This window comes from Sulfurimonas iocasae, from assembly GCF_047716755.1.
Classification (GTDB): Bacteria; Campylobacterota; Campylobacteria; order Campylobacterales; family Sulfurimonadaceae; genus Sulfurimonas.
Window position 1 is genome coordinate 25,675 of sequence record NZ_CP180409.1, and the last position, 23,309, is coordinate 48,983.

The following is a 23,309-nucleotide window of genomic DNA, read 5'->3' on the forward strand; positions in this document are numbered from 1 at the left end:
TCAATGAGATATATACTTCTTATCACTCTCTTATTGCTTCATCCGCTTTTGGCACAAGCGAGTTCCTCAAACAAAGTAGTATCTGAGCTTGTAGAAGTAAAAGATACCTCTGGACTATCTGATACTGAGGTTCGTGAAATTGCCGAAGAAGATACGCAAGTAGAAGTAAAAACTATTGAAGAGAGAGACTCTGCGAAAAAGATAGATATATCAAATCTTCAAACTCCTTGGGAGAAGATGTCTCCAACACCAAAAAAATATGATTGGGTTCAAACAGAATCAGGAGAGTGGTTTAAAGGTGAAATAAAAGCCTTATATAATGATAAGCTAGAGTTTAATAGCGCTGAAGTTGGCATCCATACTTTTGACTTTGAAGATGTGATTAAGATAAAAAGTTACAATGTTATGGGTGTAAATATAGAAGACACAGCGGTATTTTCTGGAATTATCCGTTTTAAAGATGATAGTATTATTATTATCCAAGGTGATAAAACTTTTAAGTTTGATAGAGATGAAATAGTTTCTTTAGCCCCAAAAGGCACTTCAGAGTTTAACTACTGGAATGGAAAGGTAACTATAAATATAGATGTTCGTAAAGGTAACAAAAATCAGTATGATTATGTTGCAAAATCAACTATTAAAAGAAGAACAAGCAAGGATAATCTATATTTAGATTATCTTGGTCGAATCTCTGCTCGTGATAATGAAGAGACAGCAAACGATCATCGTCTGAACCAAAAGTATGACAGGTTTATTACACGTAGATTTTTCTGGACACCACTCTTTTCAGAGTTTTATAAAGACAAATTCCAAAATATAGAGAATCAGATTACAGCAGGTGTAGGTATTGGTTATAAACTTGCAGATAATTCGAGACTAAATTGGGATGTATCAGTCGGTCCTGCATATACATATGTTAAGTATATCTCTGTAACTAGCGGAGATAGTATTGCAACATCTCCCGCCCTGGAGCTTAGTACTAAGTTAGCATTTAAAATAAGTTCAAAAGTTGATTTTATGTATGACTGGAAAGTGACCTTGACAGATGAGAGGGCAGGTACATATAAGCATCATATGGTGGCAACTCTTGAAAATGAAATTACAGGCTGGTTAGATTTGGATATTGGTTTTGTATGGGATTATCTACAACACCCAGAAGAGACTAGCAGTGGTATCACATCAGATAGAAGTGATTACCAATTTCTTGTAGGTTTTGGTGTAGAGTTTTAATATTTTTTGTCTCTATAAACTAGAGACTTTTTCGACTAATGCTTTTGTACTGTCATTTATAACTGTGATATTCTCTTTTATATTGCTTATAGAGACTTTTGTATTTTGCATCTTCTCTATCTGTATTTTAGTTAAGTCTCTTGAACTGTATGCTTCATCTTTTATTAGTTGAGAGTTTTCTGTATCTTGAAGCCCTTTTTGATGGGTGCGTTCGATATCTGAACTTGAGATAGTAAGGCTTTCTTGCAAGATTTCTGAGATAGAAACTAGCTCAAGTGCTGATTGTGCATTTTGTTCCACACTTGTACTTGCATCTGAGATACTTTGAACTATGACATTTACACTTGCATTTATCTCCGTTAGCGATCTTTGAGTATTTTCAGCAAGCTTTCTTACTTCATCCGCAACCACGGCAAAACCACGACCATGCTCACCTGCACGAGCGGCTTCTATAGCAGCATTTAGTGCTAGAAGATTTGTTTTATCAGATATGTCAGAGATGATGTTTAGAATATTTTTAATATCTTCGGCATTTACTGTTAAAGATTTCAAATTCTCACTAAGAGCCATCTCACCTTCATGGGTATGTCTTATTTGATTTTCAAGTGTAGCCATTTTAGAAACAGATTCCCCTATTTGATTAGATACATTACTTAGACTCTCTAGAACTTCATTTGAGAAATCTAGATTATTGTCAGATTCAATGGTAATAATATCTAATTTAGAGGATACTTTTTGGGCTAGCTCTTCACCATCTTGAAAATCAACCTCTAATGTTTTTACAGAGTTTTGAAGTTGATTAAGTTTTTCGCTAATCTCATTAGATGCACCGCTAAGCTCCGTCGCTTCACTTACTTTGTCTGTAAAATCATTAATAAGCTCAACCATATGTTGGTACTCTCTGGAGAAGTTTAGTTTTAGGTCTATTCTTTTTCCAGATTTAAAGTTTGAGAGGCTGTCTATTATTTTTTTAGCCACATCAACACCATTAATCTTTTCATCTATATCATGAATAACAATAACAATGGCAATTATTATCTGAACGATTTGAGAGATTAGATTGTCTGTAAATACAAAAGCATTAACTATAAGAAGTGATATACCAATCCAGTGAACTAGTCGCATGCGAAGAAAGAGTGAACTCATAATAATTCCTAATATTAATATGCGGATATTATATCATGAAAATTTGTTAAGAAAGATATTTTATAATTAGTTTTAAAAAAAAGAATATTTTAAGTAAGATAAACTAAGCCCGAAGGCTTTAGCTTATTATAGGCGTGATTCGTAACGTCTCATCATATAAAGACGCTTAAGCATTTTCTTACGAGATGCTATTTTGAACTTCTTACGCTTTTCAGTTTCAGTCTCATGGAAACGACGAGCACGAGCTTCGGTAACTATTAAGTTACGGTCAGTCTGCTTCTTGAAACGGCGGTAAGATGCATCAAAGTTATCATCACTACGTAGTACGATACCTGGCATATCACATCACCCACTTTCTTTAAAATTTTGGAATGAAATTATAACATAATTTTTAAGAATTTTTTTTAAAACGACTAAATAGTTTTTTTCTTATCTTTAAGATACCGAGTCTTAGTCCACTATATCTCATGATTTTTGCCAGATGTTTCCATTCTGGTTTGTCGTAGCAAGGTTTTGGGCATTTTCTACAACTTGGTTTTTCGTCGTGTGGGCACTCTTGAAGTTTGACATATGAGTATTTAAGAGTCTCTTCACACCTTTTGCATAAGCAGTAGTGTATCTCTTCTTTTAGATTTTTGTTATTGTAGTTAAGTTTTATAGAGTCTGTACTTTTTTGAGCTTTGTAATGTTCACTATCACAGTAACATTGAATAAACTTTAAAACAGTCTGACTATCATAGATAAATTTTTCTTCTGTCATTTTTTTTACTTTAAATAAGTGTATCTAAAAATTATGTTACTTATCTTGACGTATGTCTGTTAAATCAGGCTCGTAAATTCTCTCTCATAGAGTGAGGTATATAAGTACCAAGCATCCTAACTGTGTTAGCAAAGTAGGACAGCTCTTCAAGTGCAAGTTTTACATTTGTTTCATCTGGATGCCCGTCTATGTCGATATGAAACTGAGAGAGAGTTAGAGTTCCACTGCCAGAATAGCTCTCTATTTTGATGATATTTACACTGTTTGTCGCAAAACCGCCAAGTACTTTGTAGAGTGATGCAGGTATATTTCTTACTTCAAAGATAATAGAAGTAATATACTTTTCATCTTTATCAAATTCAGGAATGATGTATTCTTTAGATAGAACAAGAAAACGAGTAGTGTTGTTTTTAAGATCTTGAAATTCTTCTTCTATAATTTCTAAGTCATATATCTCTGCAGCAAGACTAGATGCTATAGCAGAGTGAGTTCTGTCTTGCATATTTATGAGCTCTTGGGCCGAACCTGCTGTGTCAAACTTCGTTCTCGCTTCAAGATTGTACTTCTCTATATGATTTTTACACTGAGCAAGTGCCTGAGGGTGAGATGATACACTTTTGATATCTTCTATCTTTGTTCCATGAAGAGCGAGTAAACAATGGTTTACAGGCTGATAATACTCATCTATGATATGTAGTTTCATCTTTGGTATAAGTCTGTAAATTTCTTCAACTCTACCTGCTGTTGAGTTCTCCATAGGAATCATTGCAATATCTGCTTCATCTTCTTCAACAAGATACATAGTCTCATCAAACGATTTACATGCGATAGCTTCATACTCAGGATATTGATGATAACAGGCTAAGTGTGAGTATGCGCCTTTTACGCCTTGATAAGCAACTTTTTTTTTCATCTATTTAGTATCTCTTGCCGGTGCATTCTATAAAATCTCTCTCACTAAGGTCTTCTACAAGACTTTTAAAGTTTTTAAGACTAAAAAGTCTAAGGTCTGCACCTTTTATATTTTTAAGTTCATTTGAAAAACCATTTTTTGAGATAACAACATTAATATCAGCAGTTAGTTCAGCCTTTTCGCATTGTTCTTTTAGCTTTGTAAGTTCAGTTTTCTTTGCTTTAGAGGTAGAGTTTTTACAGATACCAGCCACAATCTTACCAGACTTTGTTTTTGCTAGTATGTCTATCTCGGTATTTCTGTCCCAGTAGCTTCCTATCTCTGTAATAGGGTCTTCTTTAAAACTTTTTTTCATAACTTCCTGAGCAAGTTTTAAAAAGACAAGCTCAGAGAACTCTTGTTGGCGGTTAGCAAAGCTCTCTTTGCTTTCCTTGTAGTCACCGTCTCTGATACCTTTAAAATAAGGAGATACAAAAGAGAACCAAAAACGCATAAACGGTGTTGTGAAGTTTAGTTTTTCATCTATATTATCTTCTGAATTTGGTGGAGACTCTAGTGAGTATTCAGCTTGTAACAAACCTCTCTCAAAAAGATTTTCCATAGCATATTCACCATCAGATCTTGAGATACGAGCTTTCTTTAGAGCAGAGTGTGTACGACGATCTCCCATAGCGATACCGCTTAGAAGAAGGTGACTATGTCTATCACTCTCAGTAATTTTTGTTATATCAGCGTGAATATATTTATAGTTATTTAAAACCTTGCTCTCTATTAGTTCTTCTAGGGGTACATCCATATCAACATTCCAACTCATTCCACCAAATACAGAAAAGTACTTTATAGCTTGTTCTATATCTGTAGGCTTATTTTGAAAGTAAAAAGATCGGAATTGTTCTAAGAGTGTTGGATGCTTTGCCATAAGAGAAGCCTTTAGTTTTATTTTTGAAATTATACAGCAATAATATGAAGATGGCTATAATTACACAATTTAAAAAACAGAGAACTGATTATGAATGAAAAAATAGAATCAATAACATTTGATATACCCTTAGAACTTTGGCAAGAGTTGGACACATTGTCTAAGGAGATAGGTAAAGATAAACAAAAGATGATGGAAGAAGCTTTAAATATGTACTTGGCTTATCAAGAGCTAAGCTTACAACAAAAACCTATGGAAGATGTGACTAATAAACCTCTAACTGCAGATGAATTTTTTGATGATTTAGATATTTAGAATTAGTCCATCCATCTTCTTGGGTCATATCCGTCGGTCGGTCTAACTACCTCTTTTCTCTCTAGCTTTTTTAGCATTGTAAAGATATCACTTCCATCAATATGGCTTTTACTTTCAGAATCTTTGACTTTTACAAAGCCAAACTTCTCAAAAAATTTCACAGTCTTAGAGTCTTGTAAGATACTTACACTAATCTGTTCAAAAACCGCACCAGCTTCTTGTAAAAGTTGACTAAGCATAGCAAAGCCAACTCCCTTGTTTCTAAACTCTGGAGTGACTGCTATATTAAGCACAGGAGTATTCGCATCCACATACCCCATAGCAGCATCTTCTGGTTTTAAAAGACGTATCCATACAGCTCCAGATATTTTATTGTCTACAAGTGAATAGAGTCCTAAATCTTTAGTCGATAGACCATAAAACCTCTCATAAACATTCAGGGCTGGAAAGTCTCTCAGAGATTTATTTGTTTCATCTAATCGCATTGCATATCGAAGCATATCCGTTGCAATCTTTTGCTCAGAAGATCTGAGAAAGTAAAGCGTAGGATTAGGCATATATATCTAGTACATGGTCTGATTCAACAGTAGGTTTCACTTCACTAGTCTGAGAGGCTTTAAAGCTTTGAGCATTAGTAAGAGTAGTATTTGTGTTCTTTACAAATTCTGAACTAGGCTCACTACTCACATCTCCTTTTTTAGAATTAGGATCAATTCTACCAACTTGAAATGGACTAGAATAAGGTGATTGAAATGTATACTGACTTACATTCATAACAACTCCTTTGATAGCATATGACAATATTATATCATATAGCTGTTTATTCTGTCCTTGTTGTTATATCTATACCTTTTTCTTTTAAAGCATAACCAATTTCAACAACTCTATTTTTGTATTTTTCTGATTCTAAGAAGCCTTCGTAAGCATCTAACTCTTTTTTTACAACTCTAGCCGCGATATTATCTATATTTAACAAAACTTCTTGGAGTTCTGATTCTAGTTCCTCTACTGTATCATTCATTAGTACTAAGTCCTTTTAGTGATTATATATTATTTTAACTTATTTAGCATCCAAGGCCAAGGTCCAAAACCACTATCAGCATTTATATGTCCGGCATTTTCTAAGATTTCCATTTTAACATTAAGTTCTTTTTTGAGTGACTTAGCTTCATCTAGTTCCATATATGGATCATTCGTAGAGCATACAAGCAAAACTTCTTTTGCGTATAGTTTTTTAGGAGCAGCTACAGGAAAAAAGTTTTTCAACTCATCTATCTGTGAGTTTAAGCTAGGAGGTGATACTAAAAATAGTTTTTCAACTTCGGCAATATTTTCTTCATTACAAAGATGAAACCATAGAATATTTGCAAGAGAGTGGCAAATAATTATAGTTGGATTGAAATTATTTAATTCTTTTAAAAGTTCTTGCTTCCAGAGATTTATATGTGGAAACTCAAAGTTTGAAAGTTTTAAAAAACTAACACATCCATAATCTCTGGCAATTTCCGCAGCTAACCAGCTTTGCCAATGTGGATTATCACTACCGCCCCATCCGTGTACAAGTAAGACTCTTTGTTTCATTTGAAAGTACCTTATTTAGTTTTTAATAGTTCAAGTAAGTTTATCTAAAATACATTCCATGTCATTTAGTTCACAAATAGTAGACAATTTTAAGTTATTAAGTATTATAATGAATTAATAAAAAATAAGCAACGAAAAGAGCTATGAAAAAATTATTTAATCTTAAAATTATTACTATGCTTGGTTGGACACTTACAGTCATTACATCTCTTATATTTGCGGCATTTAATCAGTATCAACAAAGTTTTGAGACAGCTCGTAATGTTGCTAATGCTAACTTTGATAAAGATCAAGCCTTTAGGCAGTGGGCTACTAGCCATGGTGGAGTTTATGTCCCTATAGATATGAAAAGAACACCACCAAGCCCCTATTTAAGTCACTTTCCTGAGAGAGACATTACAACAAGTGCAGGTAAAAAATTAACACTTATGAATCCGGCATATATGTTAAGACAGATGATGGAAGAGTACTCAGGACTATATGGAGTAAAAGGACATACAACAGCATTGGAAGTTTTAAACCCAAATAATGCACCTGATGTATGGGAAGAAGAAGCTCTTAAAAAGTTTAGAAAAGCTGACTCAGTCAAAGAGATACTTGAGCTTACAACTATTAAAGGTAAAGAGTATATGCGTCTTATGCGTCCTATGGAGGTTACTCCTGGATGTCTTGCTTGTCATGACCATCAGGAGTCGTACTTAAATAATAAGACGGCAGGAGGAGTTAGCGTAACTGTTCCAATGGCTGAGATATACGATTTGTCCATAACTTCTTATAAAAAAACCCTTATGATTCATCTTCTATTTTGGTTTATAGGTATGCTGTTATTTAGGTTTGTTTATAATAAAGAGAAAAAAGCTAAAGATAAACTAAAATATTTTGCCAATCATGATATTCTAACAGGTCTGCCTAATCGCCACGCTTATGTTGATAAAATAACAAATTTAATAAATAAAAATAAAGATAATTTTGCTTTAGTCTTTATGGATCTTGATAATTTTAAAACAATAAATGATTCTTTAGGACATACTCTAGGAGATTTATTGCTTCAAAAGGTGTCAAAACGTCTTCAAACTGAAATAGATGGTTATGACATGCTGTCACGTTTTGGAGGAGATGAGTTTGTATTTTTATTCTCAAACGTACAAAGTGAACTTACTATAGAACAGACAATGATGAAAATTATAAAGGTCTTAAAGGAGCCGTTTATGCTGAATAATTATGAAGTATATACTAGTGCTTCTATAGGTATTGCTATATATCCTGACGATGCGGATGATTCCGAGCTGCTTTTAAGAAATGCGGATGTTGCTATGTATGATGCAAAACAATCTGGAAGAAGCAAATACTCTTTCTTTCATACTGATATGCTAAACTTGTCTACAAACCGTCTTATGCTAGAGAGTGAACTTCATAAATCTTTACAAAATAATGAACTATTTTTACTTTTCCAGCCTCAGGTGTTATTATCGAATGAAAGAATTGTTGGTGTTGAAGCGCTTATTAGATGGAATCATCCAATAAAAGGATTGATTTCTCCTCTTGACTTTATACCAATTGCAGAAAATAGCGGCTTGATTATGCCTATAGGTGAGTGGATTATAGACCAAGCATGTGATCAGTTAGCTCTATGGAGGAATACCCATATGAGTGAAGCTACCCTCTCTATAAATATCTCAGCTAAACAGGTTTTACATCAAAATTTGTACTCATATATCGAAGCGGCTATAGTTAGGACTAAAATTGATGGAAAACTATTAGAATTAGAGATTACAGAGAGCGTTATTATGGAAAATATTAATGAGACTATAAAAATATTATCAAAACTTAAAAAACTTGGTGTTTCTATTGCCATTGATGATTTTGGAACCGGATACTCTTCTTTGAGTTATCTGAAAAAATTGCCTATTGATAAGTTGAAAATTGATAGAGAGTTTATCAAAGATATTCCAAATGATAAAGATGATATTGCTATTACAAATGCTATCATCAGTATGTCAAAATCACTATCATTAAAAATAATTGCAGAGGGACCAGAGACACAAGAACATATAGAATTCTTGAAAAATTATAAGTGTGATATTGCTCAAGGGTTTTATTACTCGAAACCTATCTCAATAATAGAAGTAGAAAAATTAGCATTGAGTATGGCAAAATAGAGATTTGTTAGTTTTCTCTTAATATTAAAACCATGCAACATATGTTATATCAATATTATTTATATTTGTGCTACAATACTTTCAAACAAATTTAAAGGGTTCCAAATGAAAAAATTAAACTTTGCAGCACTTCTTTTAGGTGCAATATTATTTCTAGGTCTAGGTGCTACTTCAGCAAGTGCAGCAGAAGATATGAAATGTGGAGCTGGTAAATGTGGAAGCTCCATGAAAAAAGATGCTTCTAAATGTGGTGCTGAGAAAAAAGCTGAACAGAAAGCTACTAAATGTGGCGGTGAGAAAAAAGATGCTTCTAAATGTGGTGCTGAGAAAAAAGCTGAACAGAAAGCTACTAAATGTGGCGGTGAGAAAAAAGATGCTTCTAAATGTGGTGCTGAGAAAAAAGCTGAAAAGAAATCTACTAAATGTGGCACTGGAAAATGTGGTTCTAAATAGTGAAAAAACTTAACTTAGTAGCACTTCTTTTAGGTGCGGTTTTATTTTTAGGTCTTAGTGCAACAAATGCAAGTGCTGCGATGAAGTGTGGTGCTGGTAAATGTGGAAGTGCGATGCTGGATAAAGGAGCAAAAAGTTGTGAAAAACTAGATTGTAAATGTGGTCCTGAATGTAAATGTGGCGACAACTGCAAATGTGGTGAAGTAAAAGCTGGTGAGAGTTGTGGTAACAAAGATTGCTCATGTGGTCCAGATTGTAAATGTGGTGATAACTGCCAATGTGGTAAGACAAAAGCCCCTATAAAGTGTGGCTCTAAATAATCAAGCGAGATCTAAAACTCTTTTTAGAGTTTTAGTCTCATTCTATCCTTTTAATACTCTAGTTTTGTGATAAGTTCTTGTGTTAAACTCATGTTTTTACTAGAGCCATCAATGGCTTTTTTTGTATCTTCAACAACTATATTCATATCATTCTTAATTGTTTGAGAATCTTGAAGTTGTCTATCTAGACATTCTAATACTACGGATACTTCTTGCATATTAGATGTAGCATTATCTCCAAGTTCAGTCAAAATATTTACAGCATCTGTAGAAATTTCTACACTATCTTCAATTCCCTTTAGCATTCCATTCTGACGCTCTATAACATCATTTGAAATTCCCATAATAATACTCATCTCCATCTGAACTTCGTTGGCAGATTTATTGGTACTTTCGGCTAATTTTCTGACTTCATCAGCAACAACCGCAAAACCTCTTCCATGCTCTCCGGCTCTTGCCGCTTCTATAGCAGCGTTTAGGGCCAATAAGTTTGTTTGATCTGCTATATCTTTAATGGAGTCAACTAAACTATTGATTCCGTTTATTTTTGAGTATAGCTCTGTAAGTTCTACTTGAAATTCATTTGTAAGTTGATGGTTTTGTTCAAGTGTATTTGAGAGTTTATTAACATATTCACTGCTTTTTGTTGTAGAGTTAAGTGTATTCTTTGCTATCTCTTTAGATTTATTTGTAATATCTTTAATCTCTATAGATTTTGCTATAAAACCATCTATGAGTTCTTTTGTTTTTTCAATGCTTCCCAAACGTTTCTTTGATGCTTCATTTACATTTTTAGCATTATTCAAAATAATATTTGCAGTATCTATTGAGTTGTCCGATAAAATATTTTCAAGTGTTTTAGCTTTTTCTTCAAGTCCTTTTAGATAATCATTTGTAACTATTGTCTCGTTATGTTTAAGTTTAATTCTGTCAAATAACATATTTTAAATCCTTTTGATTTATTTTAATTTCCAGTGAGTATTAACTCCACACTTAGGGCATTCTGGTATAATTTCTCCCTCTTTTACATGTATCTGAACTCCACAACCTTTACATTTTAAATCAGTCTCTATGATAGCTTTAGTTCCAATTTGAAACTCAACCTTCATTGCAGTAGCTGTGTAAGTTGTAACACTATATGGTACAAGATAGGTAAGAAGAAATTTCAGCATATTGATTTCTCCAAGATTTAACGACAGCATTGTCTCACCTTGATTGATAAGGTTTAGAGTTGTTCCAACTACAAGAGCTACTTTTAGAGCTCTTTTTGTAACGCCCTTAGACATTGCGATTTCACAATAAATTTTAATATGTCTCATTGTCATAGTTTAGTATTAGTCCTTAAATTTATTACGTATTTTTAAAAAAGTATCTAAGTTGTCTAAAAATAGTTTTACTAGTTGCGGATCAAAATGTTTTGCACTTTCGTTTTTAAAGAGTTCTAAAATCTTATCTAGTTCCCAAGCCTTTTTATAAACACGAGTAGATCCAAGTGCATCAAAGACATCTGCAACGGCTGTGATTCGACCATAAATGTGTATCTCATCTGCTGAGGTACCGTTTGGATATCCACTTCCATCATATTTTTCATGATGCTCATTTGCTACTATTGCGGCAGCTTGAAGGATAGGTTTATTGGAGCTTTTTAGCATATCATAGCCTAGAGATGCATGAGTTTTCATAATCTCAAATTCATCTACACTCAACTTTCTTGGAGCATTTAGTATAGCATCTGGGATACCTACTTTTCCTATATCATGCATAGGACTTGCCATATGAAGACGATCTGCTTCTTCGTAAGAGAGGCCGTATAAAAGTGCTAATTCTTTTGAGTAGAGAGCTACTCTTTTTACATGGTTTCCAGTCTCTTTTGAGCGTGTCTCACCAATCTCCCCCATAGCATATATAACTTCTCTTTGGGTTTCTTCTATGGCATCGTTTAACTCCATAACCTCTGTTACATCTGTGACATATGCCAGTAAAAAACCTTCATTTGAGACACCTTGCAGTTCTACTTGATAAAACTTCTCTTTATGCTCAAACATAAATGTTTGAAGTGCATCTTCAGAGATTATCTGAGCAAACTTCTGTATGTCTATGTCTTTTACTGAGTTTATATGGGATAGTTCATTTTGTGCCGTATTATTTTTAAAGACTACTTCGCCATCGTTTCCAAAGATAAAAACAGGAGATGGTCTATATTTTGGAAGGAGTGATAGGTAGTAATTATTTAGACTGTATTTTTCATTTATTTTAAATAGATAGTAGATAAAGCAAAATCTTTTAAATGCCGTGTAATACAAAAACATACTCATTATACCAATTAAGATAGATGTATTCATAAATGCATATATTAACATAAGCGTTGCTATTATAATCCTTGTGTTAGCTTCACTAGATTTCATATTGCAACTACGTTTGTTAAACATTAAACAGACCTTTTATTATCTTTGATTACTTTAATGGAGTATAACATAAAGAACTAAATTAATTATGTGAGATATATTATATACTCTTATACTAAAATTGTGTTAAGATACTTCATATAAACAAAGGGGACCATTATGAATATTAAAAAATTATACTTAGAATTTACTCGTTTGAGCCAAAATCTAAAATCGGTATCGTTACTTTTGGCTAGATTATTGATTGCGTATGGTTTTTATGAACCAGCGATGAATAAGTGGGCAGATATAGGCTCTGTTGCTGAGTGGTTTGGTTCTATGGGTATACCTTTTCCACTTTTAAATGCATATATGGCAGCAAGTACAGAGATTGCAGGTGTTATCTTACTAACACTTGGACTTTTAACTCGTCTTATCTCTATACCTCTTATCATAGTTATGATAGTTGCTATCATTACAGTCCACCTTCCTCATGGTTTTTCAGCAGGAGATAATGGTTTTGAAATACCACTATACTATATGATATTTTTACTCGGGTTTCTTGCACATGGAGCAGGTAAATTTTCTTTAGATAGATTGATATTTGGTGAAAAAAACTAAATAGATAGAAGTTAAAAAGAAGTAGTACATTTTGGTATAGAGTTTAAAGTTTTTAATTATGGTGGTTTTGGAGAGATTCGAACTCTCGGTAGAAAAATCTACACAACCTTTCCAAGGTTGCACCATCGGCCACTCGGACACAAAACCATATATTTGTTCTACATACGCACCAGTAGTGTACTCAGCATTTTTAAGCAATATTCTTTGAAGCTTAAATGAATTGCCCTCTCGGTCAGCTGTCCATTTGTAGGTTGTGATTTTACCTTTATCATTCTTAAAAACACACTAAACTTTCATCTTTATTTATAACTCTTGCACACATATATTTCAATTAACTTTCATAAGCTAAAGTATAGAAACTATTATGTAAAATAAATCAAATATATTCTTTTAATAATTTTAGACTTATACTCCATTGTTTTCATAGTTCACCAATATTAAGATAATATTTTATTATAATTTTCATAAAGGGTTTAAGTGTTAAGCATTGCTTCATTTTTAAAACTATTAAAAGAGTCTTTTAGAGACTTATTACCAATCATTCTTGTTATTATGTTTTTTCAATTAGCAATTATTCAAAGCATACCTGAGAATTGGTTGAGTACAGCAATCGGATTAGCTATTGTTGGTGTTGGTCTTGCTGTATTTCTTTTAGGACTTGAAGTTGGTATCTTTCCTGTTGGAGAGGGACTTGCCAGTGAGTTTGCAAGGAAAGGTTCTACAAAATGGATAGTCCTTTTTGCCTTTATGATAGGTTTTGGTACTACAGTAGCTGAACCCGCTCTTATAGTAATTGCACAAAAAGCAGCAAGTATCAGTGATGGTAGAATTGATGCTAACACTCTTAGGCTTGTTGTTGCATTTTCTGTTGGTTTTGCTATAGTTTTAGGTGTTTGGAGGATTATCAAAGGTCATCCAATTCATTACTACATCATCTCTGGATATGTTATGGTTGTAGCCGCTACAGCTTTCTCACCTCAAGAGATTGTAGGTCTTGCTTATGATTTGGGTGGTGTTACAACTTCAACTGTTACAGTTCCTTTGGTTGCTGCTCTTGGTATTGGTTTGGCATCTACTATTAAAGGCAGAAACCCTGTTTTAGATGGTTTTGGACTGATTGCTTTTGCATCTCTTACTCCTATGATATTCGTACAGTTTTATGGAATTGTTGTATATGAGTTTGTAGAAGTAAGTGCTTCTGTTGTTGCTCCTGTTATTGAAGTGACTAAAGTACCTGCCGTTTTTGACTTTAAAATGCTTGATATATTAAAGGGTCTTGTAGGTGTTGTTATAGATGTTGTTCCTATCTTGGCAGTTATTGTATTTTTTCAATATGCAATCCTTAAAAAACCTATTGATAATCTAAAAGAAGTAATTATCGGTTTTGGACTGGTTATCATCGGTTTAGACGCTTTTATAGTTGGTTTAGAGATGGGTCTATTCTCTATTGGTGAGACTATGGCTTTTGAGCTTACTCAATATGATAATAACTTCATTATCTACACGTTTGGATTTCTTATAGGTTTTTCGACAACAATGGCTGAACCATCCCTGACTGCTATTGCAAAAAAAGCAAAAGAGATAAGTGATGGTAAGGTAAACGACTTCGTTCTTCGCCTTTTTGTAGCTTTAGGTGTTGCTATCGGTATCTCTTTGGGCTCTTATCGTATTGTTGTTGGTGGAGAGATTGTTTACTACATAATGTCAGGCTACCTCTTTGTTATAGTTCTTACTTTTATGGCACCAAAATATATTATCCCTATTGCTTATGATAGTGGGGGAGTTACAACCTCCACTGTAACTGTTCCTTTAGTCGCGGCTCTCGGTCTCGGTCTTGCTACAAACATTCCTGGACGTGATCCACTTATTGACGGATTTGGTCTTATTGCATTCGCGTCACTTTTTCCGATGCTAACAGTAATGTTATACGGTATCATAACAGAGAAAATTGGTGTAAAAGGTGAGCATGAGCTTGAAGAGTTACACATGGATGAACTTCGACAAGCTATTGAACATGCTAACGATATGGGACTCTCAACTGTACAGATTCACGGCACAGGACAGAGGCACTCATACAAAATGCCTTTTTCTGCTGTTCATATTATAGTACCTAGAAAAAATCAAGACAAAGCACTTATTGCAGCTCGTGATGCAGGAGCAGGGGGAGTTACTATCATGGATGCTCACGGTATGGGTTTAACTGAGATGGATAACTTTTATAACCGTCTTCACAGTGATCCTACGGACGTAAATCTTATGTTTGTTGTTCCAACAAAAAAGGTTGACAATATTATCTTTAGCGTAATGCATAAACTTGATATTGTTGGCCGTGGAGATGGTATATCCTATTCATATCCTATCTCACATCTTAAGGGTTTAACCTTAAAAAGTAGTGACTTATAAAAGGTCACTATAGTCAAATTTAACTGGATCAATATAGTGCTTTTTACCAACAGTGATTATTCTACTATCTTTTTTAGCAGCTTTTTTAAATCTATCTTTTATCTTTTGACTTTTTTTGTCTGAATAGTTCCCGTCTTTTAGATACTTTTTTAAAGATATCAAATCAGCTGATTGTTCCCTAGAGTATTTTTCTTCAGGCTCTATCTCTGCTTCTACGAGCTCTTGGCTCTCAACAATAAACTCATCAGTAGGAGCGTTTAGTAAAAACTTAGAAGATATAGCATTTAGTATATTTTTTAGCTGTTCATCTTTATCTCTATAGATTTTTTCTATTCTAATTCTTTCTTGAATGAGAATCTGCTCTTTTTGTTCTCTTAGAGTCTTTGTCTCACCCTCTAGTTTGTCAACTTTTTGCTGAAGTCTCTCGTTTTGCTCTTCTAAAAGTTTGTAGTATCTAGAGTCTGACTCGTGAGCTACTTTAGTATTAACTCGTTTTGAAACCTGTTTGTTAGCAGGGGAAGAGACTTCCTTTAAAAGAACATACTTTATACCATCTTCCATGACACTCTCTAAAGAACCTCTTCTGATGCGATTATGAATTGCCTCTTTAGATACTCCAAGACTTAACGCTGCATCTGTTATATTCATTTTAGACATATATAACCCTTTATCTCATATTTTCAAAAACTAAAGGAGCTTCCCACTCACCTGAACGAATTTCTTGCATAACTTTTTGCAAATCATCAAGTTTTGGACCCTTAACTCTTATAGCATCACCTTCTATCTGCGCATTGACTTTAAGCTTCATTTTTTTAATTTCTGCAGTTATTTTTTTAGCTTCTTTTGATTCTATATAATCAACAACTTTAAAAGTCATCTTTCTATTGTTTCCAGATGAATCTTCCGTGCGTAGTTCTTCTAGAACTTTAGATGATAAACCTTGTTTTAAAAACTTTGAGATTACTATGTCTTTTAGAGCATCTAGCTTGCTGTCACTAGATGCAATTAAAACTAAAAGCTTCTCTTTCTCTTTATAACTAACTTCATAAGTTGTACCCTTAAAGTCATAACGATTAGCTACTTCTCTATCGACCATATTTATAGCATTCTTGAAATTTTGTATATCTATCTTTGCACTTATATCAAATGAATGTTCTTTTGCCATTACCAAGCCCTTTAAAAATAATAACAATCATTATAACATATTTATAATCTTGTTATAAAAAAGAGCTGATAAGCTCCTATATGATGCTAAAGATGCAGATAGAAACTCTATTAAGCCAGAAAGCTAGAAACTAGGACTTCCATCAAACGAAGTTCCTTGAAACGAACCACCAAAAGCATTAGCAAAGCTTGGATCACTGTATCCACTCATTACAGATTTTGAGCGTAGTTTTTCTATGTCTGACTTACTCGAGATATCTTGAGGACACACAAGCGTACACTCATTACAAAGAGTACAGTCCCAGATGCCGTTTGTTTGAATAGCATCTATTTTATCACTAGAATCTTTTTCTCTAACATCACTCACATATCTCCAAACTCTTGTTAGTGAAAAAGGTCCTATAAACTCTTCATTTACAGCATAGACAGGACAGGCACTGTAACATAATCCACAAAGAATACAGTCACTCTGAATTTCATTGATTTTTTCATTCTCCTGCGTTAGGTTTGTTGATGGGCTAAGTGAGCTTTGCCAAGCTTTTGCTTTTGCATTAAACGAGTAAGCTTTGTCCATATTTACAACTAAATCGCGAATAACAGGAGAGTTTTTCATAGGCTCTACAAGGTCACCATCTTGAATTTTATATGCACAAGCCAAGACTTCCCTACCATTTACTCTCATAGAACAGCTTCCACAAACACTGCTTCTACAGCCGCTTGTATATGTTAGTGATGCATCTTGCTTTGTTTTAATCTCATTTAAAACTTCTAAAAGAGTAACATCTTGCATCTGTACTTCATACTCAAAAACAGCTTCTGTAGCCTGTGGCTCTGTTGTGTATCTTGATACTTTGATTTTCATCATTTACTCCATAAAGTCTGCACAAAGCACACTATCTTCTTTCCAAGTTATCGTATGAGCCTTATATTTCATATCGTTCTCTTGAGGGACATCACTTCTAAAATGAGCACCTCTGCTCTCATTTCTTCTGATTGCACAGACCAAAATAATCTCACTTAGTTCAAGCATATTTCCAAACTCGATAAACTCGACTAAGTTAGTGTTATAGGTTTTCGATTTATCTTTTGGCCCCATAAAAGGAATTTCTTTTTGAATCTGAGTAATAGCATTTAAAGCAGATGTAAGAGACTTGTCATTTCTTGATATACCAGCATTAGTATAAAAAATATTTCCAATAAATGAACGTTTTTCATAAAAGTCTATCTGATTTGTAAAGTCTTTTACATCTATAACAAAGTTCTGAGCCTTTTGCGTTTGTGCAGATGAGTCTATCTCTTTATCGAAAGTTTTTACATACTCGGCCGCATTTTTTCCAGCTTCTCGTCCAAATACAACAAGCTCTAAAAGTGAATTTCCACCTAGTCTGTTTGCGCCATGAACTTTATGATTAGCACACTCACCAACTGCATAAAGACCTTTTATCTTAGTCATTGAGTTTTTATCTACCTCTATTCCACCCATAGTATAGTGAGCAACTGGTTTTATAGGAATCAAGTCATGTACAGGGTCTATATTTTCATAAAGTTTTGCAAGTTTTCTCTCTTGAGGAAGCTCTTCATCTATAAACTCTTCACCCAAATGACGAATATCTAAAAATATATTTTCGCCTTTTTGAATCTCATCGTTTATAGCACGAGCCACCTCATCGCGGGGAGCTAACTCGTTTGTAAATCTCTCACCCTTTGAGTTTAGAAGATATCCACCTGCTCCTCTGGCACTCTCAGATATTAGGATAGATGAGTTTTTAAGTGCTGTTGGATGAAACTGCACAAATTCCATATCACTTAGTCTCGCACCCGCTCTTATAGCTGCTGCAATCCCATCACCTGTTGAACCGGTTGAGTTAGTAGAGTGTTTGTCATAGATGCGAGCATAGCCACCAGTTGCGATGATTACAGATGCAGCTTCGTAAGTCTCTACTTCACCGTTTCTTATATTTAAAACGGTAACTCCACCAATGTAAGCATCTTCTTTCTCAGGTTCTTCAGTTATAAAGTTTAAAAGATATCTCTCATTTAGTATCTCTATGCCAAGACTCAGACATCTATCATAAAGAGTATGTAAGATTTTTAGTCCTGTATAGTCTTGCGCATAACAGGCACGAGGAGCAGATGCCCCGCCTAAAGTTCTTTGAGCTATCTTTGCATCTTTTGTGCGAGAGAAACATACACCTATGCTATTAAGCCACTCTACTGCATCTGGTGCACTCTCACATAGAAGTCTTACCGCTTCTTCATTTGCTATACCGTGTGCAGACTTGAGAGTATTTTTGATATGTGCTTCAACGCTGTCCTCTCCGGCATTACCTAAAGCTGCATTGATACCGCCTTGAGCCATGCTTGTCTGACTTCTTGTTGGGTACTCTTTTGTTATTACTCTAACCTTAGCTCCACTCTCATGAGCATTTATAGCAGCAACTAAACCTGCTCCACCTGCTCCAATTATTAAAACATCACTTCTCATTCATTTCCTCTGCTTTAACTTTTATAATAAAGACTGCTCCATCTCTAGTATTTTTCACCATAACGCTACCATGATGATACTCCTCTATAATCTTTTTTGTCATATAAAGACCAAGTCCTGTTCCATTTTTTTCCAATTTTGTAGAAAAATATGGGTCAAATATACTATTGATTATGCTCTTATCAATTCCACCGGCATTATCACTAATCTCTAAAAAAGAGTAGCGGCCTTTATCATAGCTAATAAGACTTATTCGTGCATTTTCAATATTTTTATTGATTAACTGCTCTTTTGCATTACTTATTATATTTAATATCACTTGCATAAATTCATTCTCATGTAATCGTAATAGTAACTCCGAATGTAGTTCAAGACTAAGCCTAATGTTATTTACATGCATATTGTCTTCCACAAGATTACACGCCTTGATGATTACATTATCCAAAAACATGACCTCTGATTTTTTATTGGGTTTATAAAAATCGCTAAAGTCTGATATTATTTGACTTAGATTTTGAGTATTTGCACCTATTTTATCTAACTTCTGATGTATAAACTCTAAAAACTCTTTTCTTTGCTTTTCATCACTCAAATCATACTTTTCAAGTTCTATCGTCATTCTAATTGCTATCTGCATTGATGATATCGAGCTAAGGGGTTGCTTCCATTGATGAGCAATCATACTAAGCATCTCACCCATTTGAGCTAAGCGGGACTGATGTAGTAAGTAGGCATCTTTTTTTACTATATCACCAACCGCATCTGCAATCTTAGACTCTAATGATTTGTTTAACTCTATAAGTTCTTCTTGAAGTTGCTCCAGCTCATTATTTTTCTTATTTAAAAGATATTGTCTATATAAAAATACAACTCCCAAGATAAACACGAAGACTAAAATGCTTTTTATGTAGTCAAAATCAGTTACATTTTCATAGTTGATTGATATCCACTCATTTAAAACTTTTTGAATATCTTTAGGTTTTAGATTTTTTGCAATTTTTTCAAATATCTCAAAGAGTATTTTGTCATCACTTCTAACACCAAAGCTAACCTTAGCACTATCTTCAAATTGTCCTGAAATTTTTAAATTTATTTTTGAATAGTGTTGTGCATAATACATCGATGCCATCATAGTATCTATATATCCATAATATTTACCACTTTGAACACCCTCAAAGCCCTCTTCTTTGGAGGAAATAATATTAAGCTTTATATTTGGATATTTTTTATGTAGAGTCTCAATATATGGGTATCCTTTAACTATTGAAAACTCTTCTTCTAAAACAGTATTAATATCTAATATATAATTTTTTCTATGATCAGTCAGAAGAACCAAAGGGTCTTTAAAATATGGTGATGTAAATTTAACGTACTCTTTTCTAGATGATGTGCTTTCAATGATTGGTAATAAATCACATTCTCCTTTTTTAGCTTTCTCTAAAGATTCTTTAAAAGAAGTAGTGTTTACAAGCTTAAAAGGAGTAGATATATATTGAGCAACTATTTTAAGTATTCCAGTCTCTAACCCACTATATGGCAAAATTGATTGTGAGACACAAATAGTTATATCTTTTTTACTTTTTAGATAATTATGTTCTTTTTGAGTGATTATGTTTGATGAACTTTCAAATGTAAACTGCTCAATATCAAGAGGTTTTTTTGAAAGTTCCATAGTTTTTACTGCATTCATTTCATATTTAAAATTTTTTATATATACATCTAAATCAACATCTTCATAAAAACCTTTCTCTTTTGCCACATAATATCCAGCAAACTGAAACTGATCTAACCGCATAAGCTCTAAAGATACCCTCTCTAAAGGCTTCTGAGCTGCAAGTACTGAAGATATAAATATTAATAACAACAAAATAGCTTTCATGTTATTAATTATACCACAAGAGCCAAAAAGTAATATCTCATAATCCTAAGAGTGCCAGCGATTATAACAAACCAAACAAACTTAAGTCTAAGAACACCGGCAACAAGTGTTAGCGGATCACCGATGACAGGTAGCCAAGTAAAAAGAAGTATAAAGTAACCGTGTTTATGTCCGTATTCTAAACTTTTTGTACCTATTTTTGAAGAGTAGAGTTTAGTTTTTGTTTTCTCGTATAGCCAGTAGCCCAGCCAGTAGTTGACAATGATGGCTAAAATATTTCCGCTTGAAGCAAAAATCATAGCATTTAAAAGGGGCATGTCATTTGTCAAAGCAGCAACAAATGCCACTTCAGATGAAAAAGGGAAAATCGTAGCTGCTAAAAAAGCAGAGAGAAATAGTGCTAATTCAGTGATTTAATATTCTCTACCACAGATGCAATAAGAGTATTTCTGGCCTCTACAGATGCCCATGCAATATGAGGAGTAATATATAGGTTTTCTTTGTTTTTAACAGAAGATAGAGGATGGTTTACAAGCATCGGTTCACGTGTTAAAACATCTAAGCCAAAAGATATATTTTTCTCATCAATTATCTTTGCAATAGCCTCTTCATTGATGATTCCGCCACGGCCAAGATTTAAAACAGTAGCTCCCTCCTTACAAGTTAACAACTGTTCATAATCTAAAAGATTGTTTGTTTTGTCATTAAGAGGTGCATGAATAGAGATGATGTCACAACTCTTTAAAAGTTCATCCAATGTTGCTCTTTGATAATCTTCAGTTCTATTTACTCCGCTAGTAGAGTAGTAAAAAACTTCAGCTCCAAAAGCAGATGCTATATTTGCAACACCGCGACCGATTGAACCAAGACCTACAATACCCCACTTTTTACCTTTAATCTCAAAAAAAGATTTTGATACATCTGTAAAAACAGAACTCTTAGTGTAAGCACCACTTTTTACATATTCATCATAATATCTAGAGTGAGTCATAAGATAAAAGAGCATTGAAAAAGTGTGTTGAATAACTGAGTCTGTAGAGTATCCAGCTACATTTTTAACTTCAATACCTCTAGTTTTAGCGGCATCCAAATCAACATTGTTCATTCCAGTAGCAGCGATGCAGATAAGTTTTAAACTTGGAGTATTAGCCATAAGCTCATCACTTATAACAACTTTGTTAGTTACTATAACGTTTGCATCTGTTATGCGTTCTTGAGCTTCGTCTAGAGATGTTGTCTGATAAACTTCAACATCTCCCAAAGAATCAAATGCGCTTAAGCCAGTGTCTCCAAAAGTAAGAGCATCTAGTAGAACAATTTTCATCTATGCATCCCTTACTTTTTTTATAAGCTCACGTGATTTTTCCAAGGCTTTTTCAACATCATCAAAAACAAGAGCAACAGCTAAACGTCTTCCCTCGTGAGCTTCTGGCTTTGAGAAAACTCTTACAAAAGAGTTATCACTAAATAAAGAATCATCCACATCTACAACAGGAGCAAAGTTATGCTTAGTTGATTTAAATGCAGCAGATGCACCATCTCCATAAAACGTAAAACCTAAAGGAAGACCAAGAACAGCTCTAAGATGCAGTGCAAACTCACTTTGAGACTGAGTAATCAGAGTTACCATCCCTGTGTCATGTGGACGAGGGCTTACTTCAGAGAAATAAACTTCATCCCCTTTGATAAAAAGTTCAACTCCAAAAAGACCGCGACCGCCAAGACCGTCTGTAATAGTCTTGGCCATATCTTGTGACTTTTGTTTTGCTACTTCACTCATCTGCATCGGCTGCCATGAAAAAACATAGTCACCATCTCTTTGCTCATGTCCAATAGGCTCACAAAAAACAGTCTCTTTGCCGTTTCTAGCAGTAAGCATTGTAATCTCATAATCAAAATCAACAAACGCTTCAACGATTAACTCGCTTGCATCTCCACGAGCCTCTTTAGCAATTTCCCAAGATTTTGAAACATCTTCTTCGCACTTTAACACACTTTGACCATGACCTGAAGAACTCATAACAGGCTTAATAACACAAGGGTAACCCATACGCTTAGAAGCTTCTCTTAAGCCATCTTCCGTTGTTACAAACTCATAAGAACCAGTTTTAAGTCCTAGAACCTCTGCTGCAAAGGTACGGATATTTTTACGGTTCATTGTTTTGCTTACCGCAGATGCATTAGGAATTACATTGTAGCCCTTATCTTCGGCTGCAAAAAGAGCATCTATAGAGATAGCCTCGATTTCAGGAAGAATATAGTCAGGTTTTTCACGCTGTATTATTTCTAAAAGAGCATCTTTATCTTGCATATTTACAACATAAGATCGATGAGCTACATGATGAGCAGGTGCATTTTGGTATCTATCTACTGCGATAACTTCAAGACCTAATCTTTGAGCTTCTATAGCTACTTCTTTACCTAGTTCACCAGAACCTAGTAACATTACTTTTTTTGAGTTTGATTTTAATGGAGCGGAGAATTGCATCTGAATAATTCCTAATGTAAAGTATTAAAAGAATTATATCGAAAAAATAATTTGTTGTTAGTACTCCCACGCGTAGCGCAGGAAGAGGA

Annotated in this window: 26 protein-coding genes, 1 tRNA gene and 2 pseudogenes; 7 read left to right on the top strand and 22 right to left on the bottom strand. The window is 34.0% G+C overall.

The features are described 5' to 3' along the window. Positions 1-3 precede the first annotated feature (3 nt). Complete coding sequence (locus tag ACLHDE_RS00135; protein ID WP_415397136.1) at positions 4-1,230, top strand: DUF481 domain-containing protein; 1,227 nt, start codon at positions 4-6, stop codon at positions 1,228-1,230. A gap of 12 nt (positions 1,231-1,242) precedes the next feature. Here the strand turns inward: ACLHDE_RS00135 and ACLHDE_RS00140 are convergent, their stop codons facing one another. The 5 genes from ACLHDE_RS00140 to ACLHDE_RS00160 form a co-directional block, all read right to left on the bottom strand. Next, positions 1,243-2,376, bottom strand: a complete 1,134-nt coding sequence (locus ACLHDE_RS00140; RefSeq protein WP_415397137.1) for a methyl-accepting chemotaxis protein — start codon at positions 2,374-2,376, stop codon at positions 1,243-1,245. 126 nt (positions 2,377-2,502) lie between these two features. Beyond that, on the bottom strand, positions 2,503-2,715 hold the full coding sequence (gene rpsU / locus ACLHDE_RS00145) for a 30S ribosomal protein S21 (protein ID WP_008340937.1): 213 nt from the start codon (positions 2,713-2,715) through the stop codon (positions 2,503-2,505). 52 nt (positions 2,716-2,767) lie between these two features. Beyond that, positions 2,768-3,136: a nitrous oxide-stimulated promoter family protein gene (locus ACLHDE_RS00150; RefSeq protein WP_415397138.1), complete on the bottom strand. Its 369-nt coding sequence runs from the start codon at positions 3,134-3,136 to the stop codon at positions 2,768-2,770. 64 nt (positions 3,137-3,200) lie between these two features. Next, on the bottom strand, positions 3,201-4,049 hold the full coding sequence (locus tag ACLHDE_RS00155; RefSeq protein WP_415397139.1) for a prephenate dehydratase: 849 nt from the start codon (positions 4,047-4,049) through the stop codon (positions 3,201-3,203). 4 nt (positions 4,050-4,053) lie between these two features. Further along, the gene (locus ACLHDE_RS00160) at positions 4,054-4,968 is read right to left on the bottom strand and encodes a DUF234 domain-containing protein (protein WP_415397140.1); all 915 of its coding nucleotides are present in this window, start codon (positions 4,966-4,968) and stop codon (positions 4,054-4,056) included. Between the two features lie 90 nt (positions 4,969-5,058). Between ACLHDE_RS00160 and ACLHDE_RS00165 the strand changes: the two genes are divergently transcribed. Beyond that, positions 5,059-5,283 carry a ribbon-helix-helix domain-containing protein gene (locus tag ACLHDE_RS00165; RefSeq protein WP_415397141.1) on the top strand — a complete coding sequence of 75 codons (225 nt, stop codon included), beginning with the start codon at positions 5,059-5,061 and terminating at the stop codon, positions 5,281-5,283. A gap of 2 nt (positions 5,284-5,285) precedes the next feature. Here ACLHDE_RS00165 and ACLHDE_RS00170 read toward each other — a convergent pair whose 3' ends face one another. Genes ACLHDE_RS00170 through ACLHDE_RS00185 form a run of 4 tightly spaced genes read right to left on the bottom strand, consistent with a single transcriptional unit; the run spans position 5,286 to position 6,864 of the window. Next, positions 5,286-5,840 (bottom strand): GNAT family N-acetyltransferase, encoded by a 555-nt coding sequence (locus ACLHDE_RS00170; RefSeq protein WP_415397142.1) that lies wholly within the window; start codon positions 5,838-5,840, stop codon positions 5,286-5,288. Then, the gene (locus ACLHDE_RS00175; protein ID WP_415397143.1) at positions 5,833-6,057 is read right to left on the bottom strand and encodes a hypothetical protein; all 225 of its coding nucleotides are present in this window, start codon (positions 6,055-6,057) and stop codon (positions 5,833-5,835) included. The genes ACLHDE_RS00170 and ACLHDE_RS00175 overlap by 8 nt, the downstream gene beginning before the upstream one ends. 46 nt (positions 6,058-6,103) lie before the next feature. After that, positions 6,104-6,304, bottom strand: coding sequence for a hypothetical protein (locus tag ACLHDE_RS00180; protein WP_415397144.1), 201 nt, complete (start codon positions 6,302-6,304; stop codon positions 6,104-6,106). 29 nt (positions 6,305-6,333) lie between these two features. Further along, entirely contained in the window at positions 6,334-6,864 is a 531-nt protein-coding gene (locus ACLHDE_RS00185) for an RBBP9/YdeN family alpha/beta hydrolase (RefSeq protein WP_415397145.1), read from the bottom strand. 143 nt (positions 6,865-7,007) lie between these two features. Between ACLHDE_RS00185 and ACLHDE_RS00190 the strand changes: the two genes are divergently transcribed. The 3 genes from ACLHDE_RS00190 to ACLHDE_RS00200 all read left to right on the top strand — a co-directional run bounded on the left by ACLHDE_RS00190 (position 7,008) and on the right by ACLHDE_RS00200 (position 9,796). Next, on the top strand, positions 7,008-9,023 hold the full coding sequence (locus ACLHDE_RS00190) for an EAL domain-containing protein (RefSeq protein ID WP_415397146.1): 2,016 nt from the start codon (positions 7,008-7,010) through the stop codon (positions 9,021-9,023). 105 nt (positions 9,024-9,128) lie between these two features. After that, positions 9,129-9,476, top strand: a complete 348-nt coding sequence (locus ACLHDE_RS00195) for a hypothetical protein (RefSeq protein ID WP_415397147.1) — start codon at positions 9,129-9,131, stop codon at positions 9,474-9,476. Further along, positions 9,476-9,796 (top strand): hypothetical protein, encoded by a 321-nt coding sequence (locus ACLHDE_RS00200; protein WP_415397148.1) that lies wholly within the window; start codon positions 9,476-9,478, stop codon positions 9,794-9,796. Before ACLHDE_RS00195 ends, ACLHDE_RS00200 begins: the two co-directional genes overlap by 1 nt. Positions 9,797-9,846: 50 nt before the next feature. Here ACLHDE_RS00200 and ACLHDE_RS00205 read toward each other — a convergent pair whose 3' ends face one another. The 4 genes and pseudogenes from ACLHDE_RS00205 to ACLHDE_RS00220 form a co-directional block, all read right to left on the bottom strand. Continuing rightward, positions 9,847-10,737: a methyl-accepting chemotaxis protein gene (locus tag ACLHDE_RS00205; RefSeq protein ID WP_415397149.1), complete on the bottom strand. Its 891-nt coding sequence runs from the start codon at positions 10,735-10,737 to the stop codon at positions 9,847-9,849. An 18-nt stretch (positions 10,738-10,755) separates the two neighbouring features. Continuing rightward, on the bottom strand, positions 10,756-11,115 hold the full coding sequence (gene nrtS / locus ACLHDE_RS00210) for a nitrate/nitrite transporter NrtS (protein WP_415397150.1): 360 nt from the start codon (positions 11,113-11,115) through the stop codon (positions 10,756-10,758). Positions 11,116-11,130: 15 nt separating this feature from the next. Then, positions 11,131-11,766 (bottom strand): annotated as a pseudogene (locus ACLHDE_RS00215) (HD-GYP domain-containing protein); the annotation flags it as partial. Positions 11,767-12,099: 333 nt separating this feature from the next. Next, a pseudogene (locus ACLHDE_RS00220) lies at positions 12,100-12,225 on the bottom strand (hypothetical protein); the annotation flags it as partial. Positions 12,226-12,360: 135 nt separating this feature from the next. Between ACLHDE_RS00220 and ACLHDE_RS00225 the strand changes: the two are divergent. After that, positions 12,361-12,801, top strand: coding sequence for a DoxX family protein (locus tag ACLHDE_RS00225; RefSeq protein WP_415397151.1), 441 nt, complete (start codon positions 12,361-12,363; stop codon positions 12,799-12,801). Positions 12,802-12,860: 59 nt separating this feature from the next. Here the strand turns inward: ACLHDE_RS00225 and ACLHDE_RS00230 are convergent. Beyond that, positions 12,861-12,948: transfer RNA gene (locus ACLHDE_RS00230), tRNA-Ser, on the bottom strand. A gap of 330 nt (positions 12,949-13,278) precedes the next feature. Here ACLHDE_RS00230 and ACLHDE_RS00235 point away from each other — a divergent pair. Then, positions 13,279-15,204: a DUF1538 domain-containing protein gene (locus tag ACLHDE_RS00235; RefSeq protein WP_415397152.1), complete on the top strand. Its 1,926-nt coding sequence runs from the start codon at positions 13,279-13,281 to the stop codon at positions 15,202-15,204. On the opposite strand, the gene ACLHDE_RS00240 is transcribed toward ACLHDE_RS00235, so the two are convergent. From ACLHDE_RS00240 to purT, 8 genes are all read right to left on the bottom strand, one after another. Beyond that, complete coding sequence (locus tag ACLHDE_RS00240; RefSeq protein ID WP_415397153.1) at positions 15,199-15,861, bottom strand: DNA-binding protein; 663 nt, start codon at positions 15,859-15,861, stop codon at positions 15,199-15,201. The two genes, ACLHDE_RS00235 and ACLHDE_RS00240, sit on opposite strands and share 6 nt — an antisense overlap. A 10-nt stretch (positions 15,862-15,871) precedes the next feature. Then, positions 15,872-16,369 (bottom strand): YajQ family cyclic di-GMP-binding protein, encoded by a 498-nt coding sequence (locus ACLHDE_RS00245; RefSeq protein WP_415397154.1) that lies wholly within the window; start codon positions 16,367-16,369, stop codon positions 15,872-15,874. A gap of 123 nt (positions 16,370-16,492) precedes the next feature. Next, on the bottom strand, positions 16,493-17,230 hold the full coding sequence (locus ACLHDE_RS00250; RefSeq protein ID WP_415397155.1) for a succinate dehydrogenase/fumarate reductase iron-sulfur subunit: 738 nt from the start codon (positions 17,228-17,230) through the stop codon (positions 16,493-16,495). Positions 17,231-17,233: 3 nt separating this feature from the next. Then, positions 17,234-18,853, bottom strand: coding sequence for an FAD-dependent oxidoreductase (locus ACLHDE_RS00255; RefSeq protein WP_415397156.1), 1,620 nt, complete (start codon positions 18,851-18,853; stop codon positions 17,234-17,236). Further along, positions 18,843-20,732, bottom strand: coding sequence for an ATP-binding protein (locus ACLHDE_RS00260; RefSeq protein WP_415397157.1), 1,890 nt, complete (start codon positions 20,730-20,732; stop codon positions 18,843-18,845). Before ACLHDE_RS00260 ends, ACLHDE_RS00255 begins: the two co-directional genes overlap by 11 nt. 8 nt (positions 20,733-20,740) lie before the next feature. After that, positions 20,741-21,079, bottom strand: coding sequence for a YqaA family protein (locus ACLHDE_RS00265; protein WP_415397158.1), 339 nt, complete (start codon positions 21,077-21,079; stop codon positions 20,741-20,743). Between the two features lie 53 nt (positions 21,080-21,132). After that, complete coding sequence (locus ACLHDE_RS00270) at positions 21,133-22,056, bottom strand: D-2-hydroxyacid dehydrogenase (RefSeq protein ID WP_415397159.1); 924 nt, start codon at positions 22,054-22,056, stop codon at positions 21,133-21,135. Further along, positions 22,057-23,220, bottom strand: a complete 1,164-nt coding sequence (gene purT / locus ACLHDE_RS00275) for a formate-dependent phosphoribosylglycinamide formyltransferase (protein ID WP_415397160.1) — start codon at positions 23,218-23,220, stop codon at positions 22,057-22,059. Between the last annotated feature and the right edge of the window lie 89 nt (positions 23,221-23,309).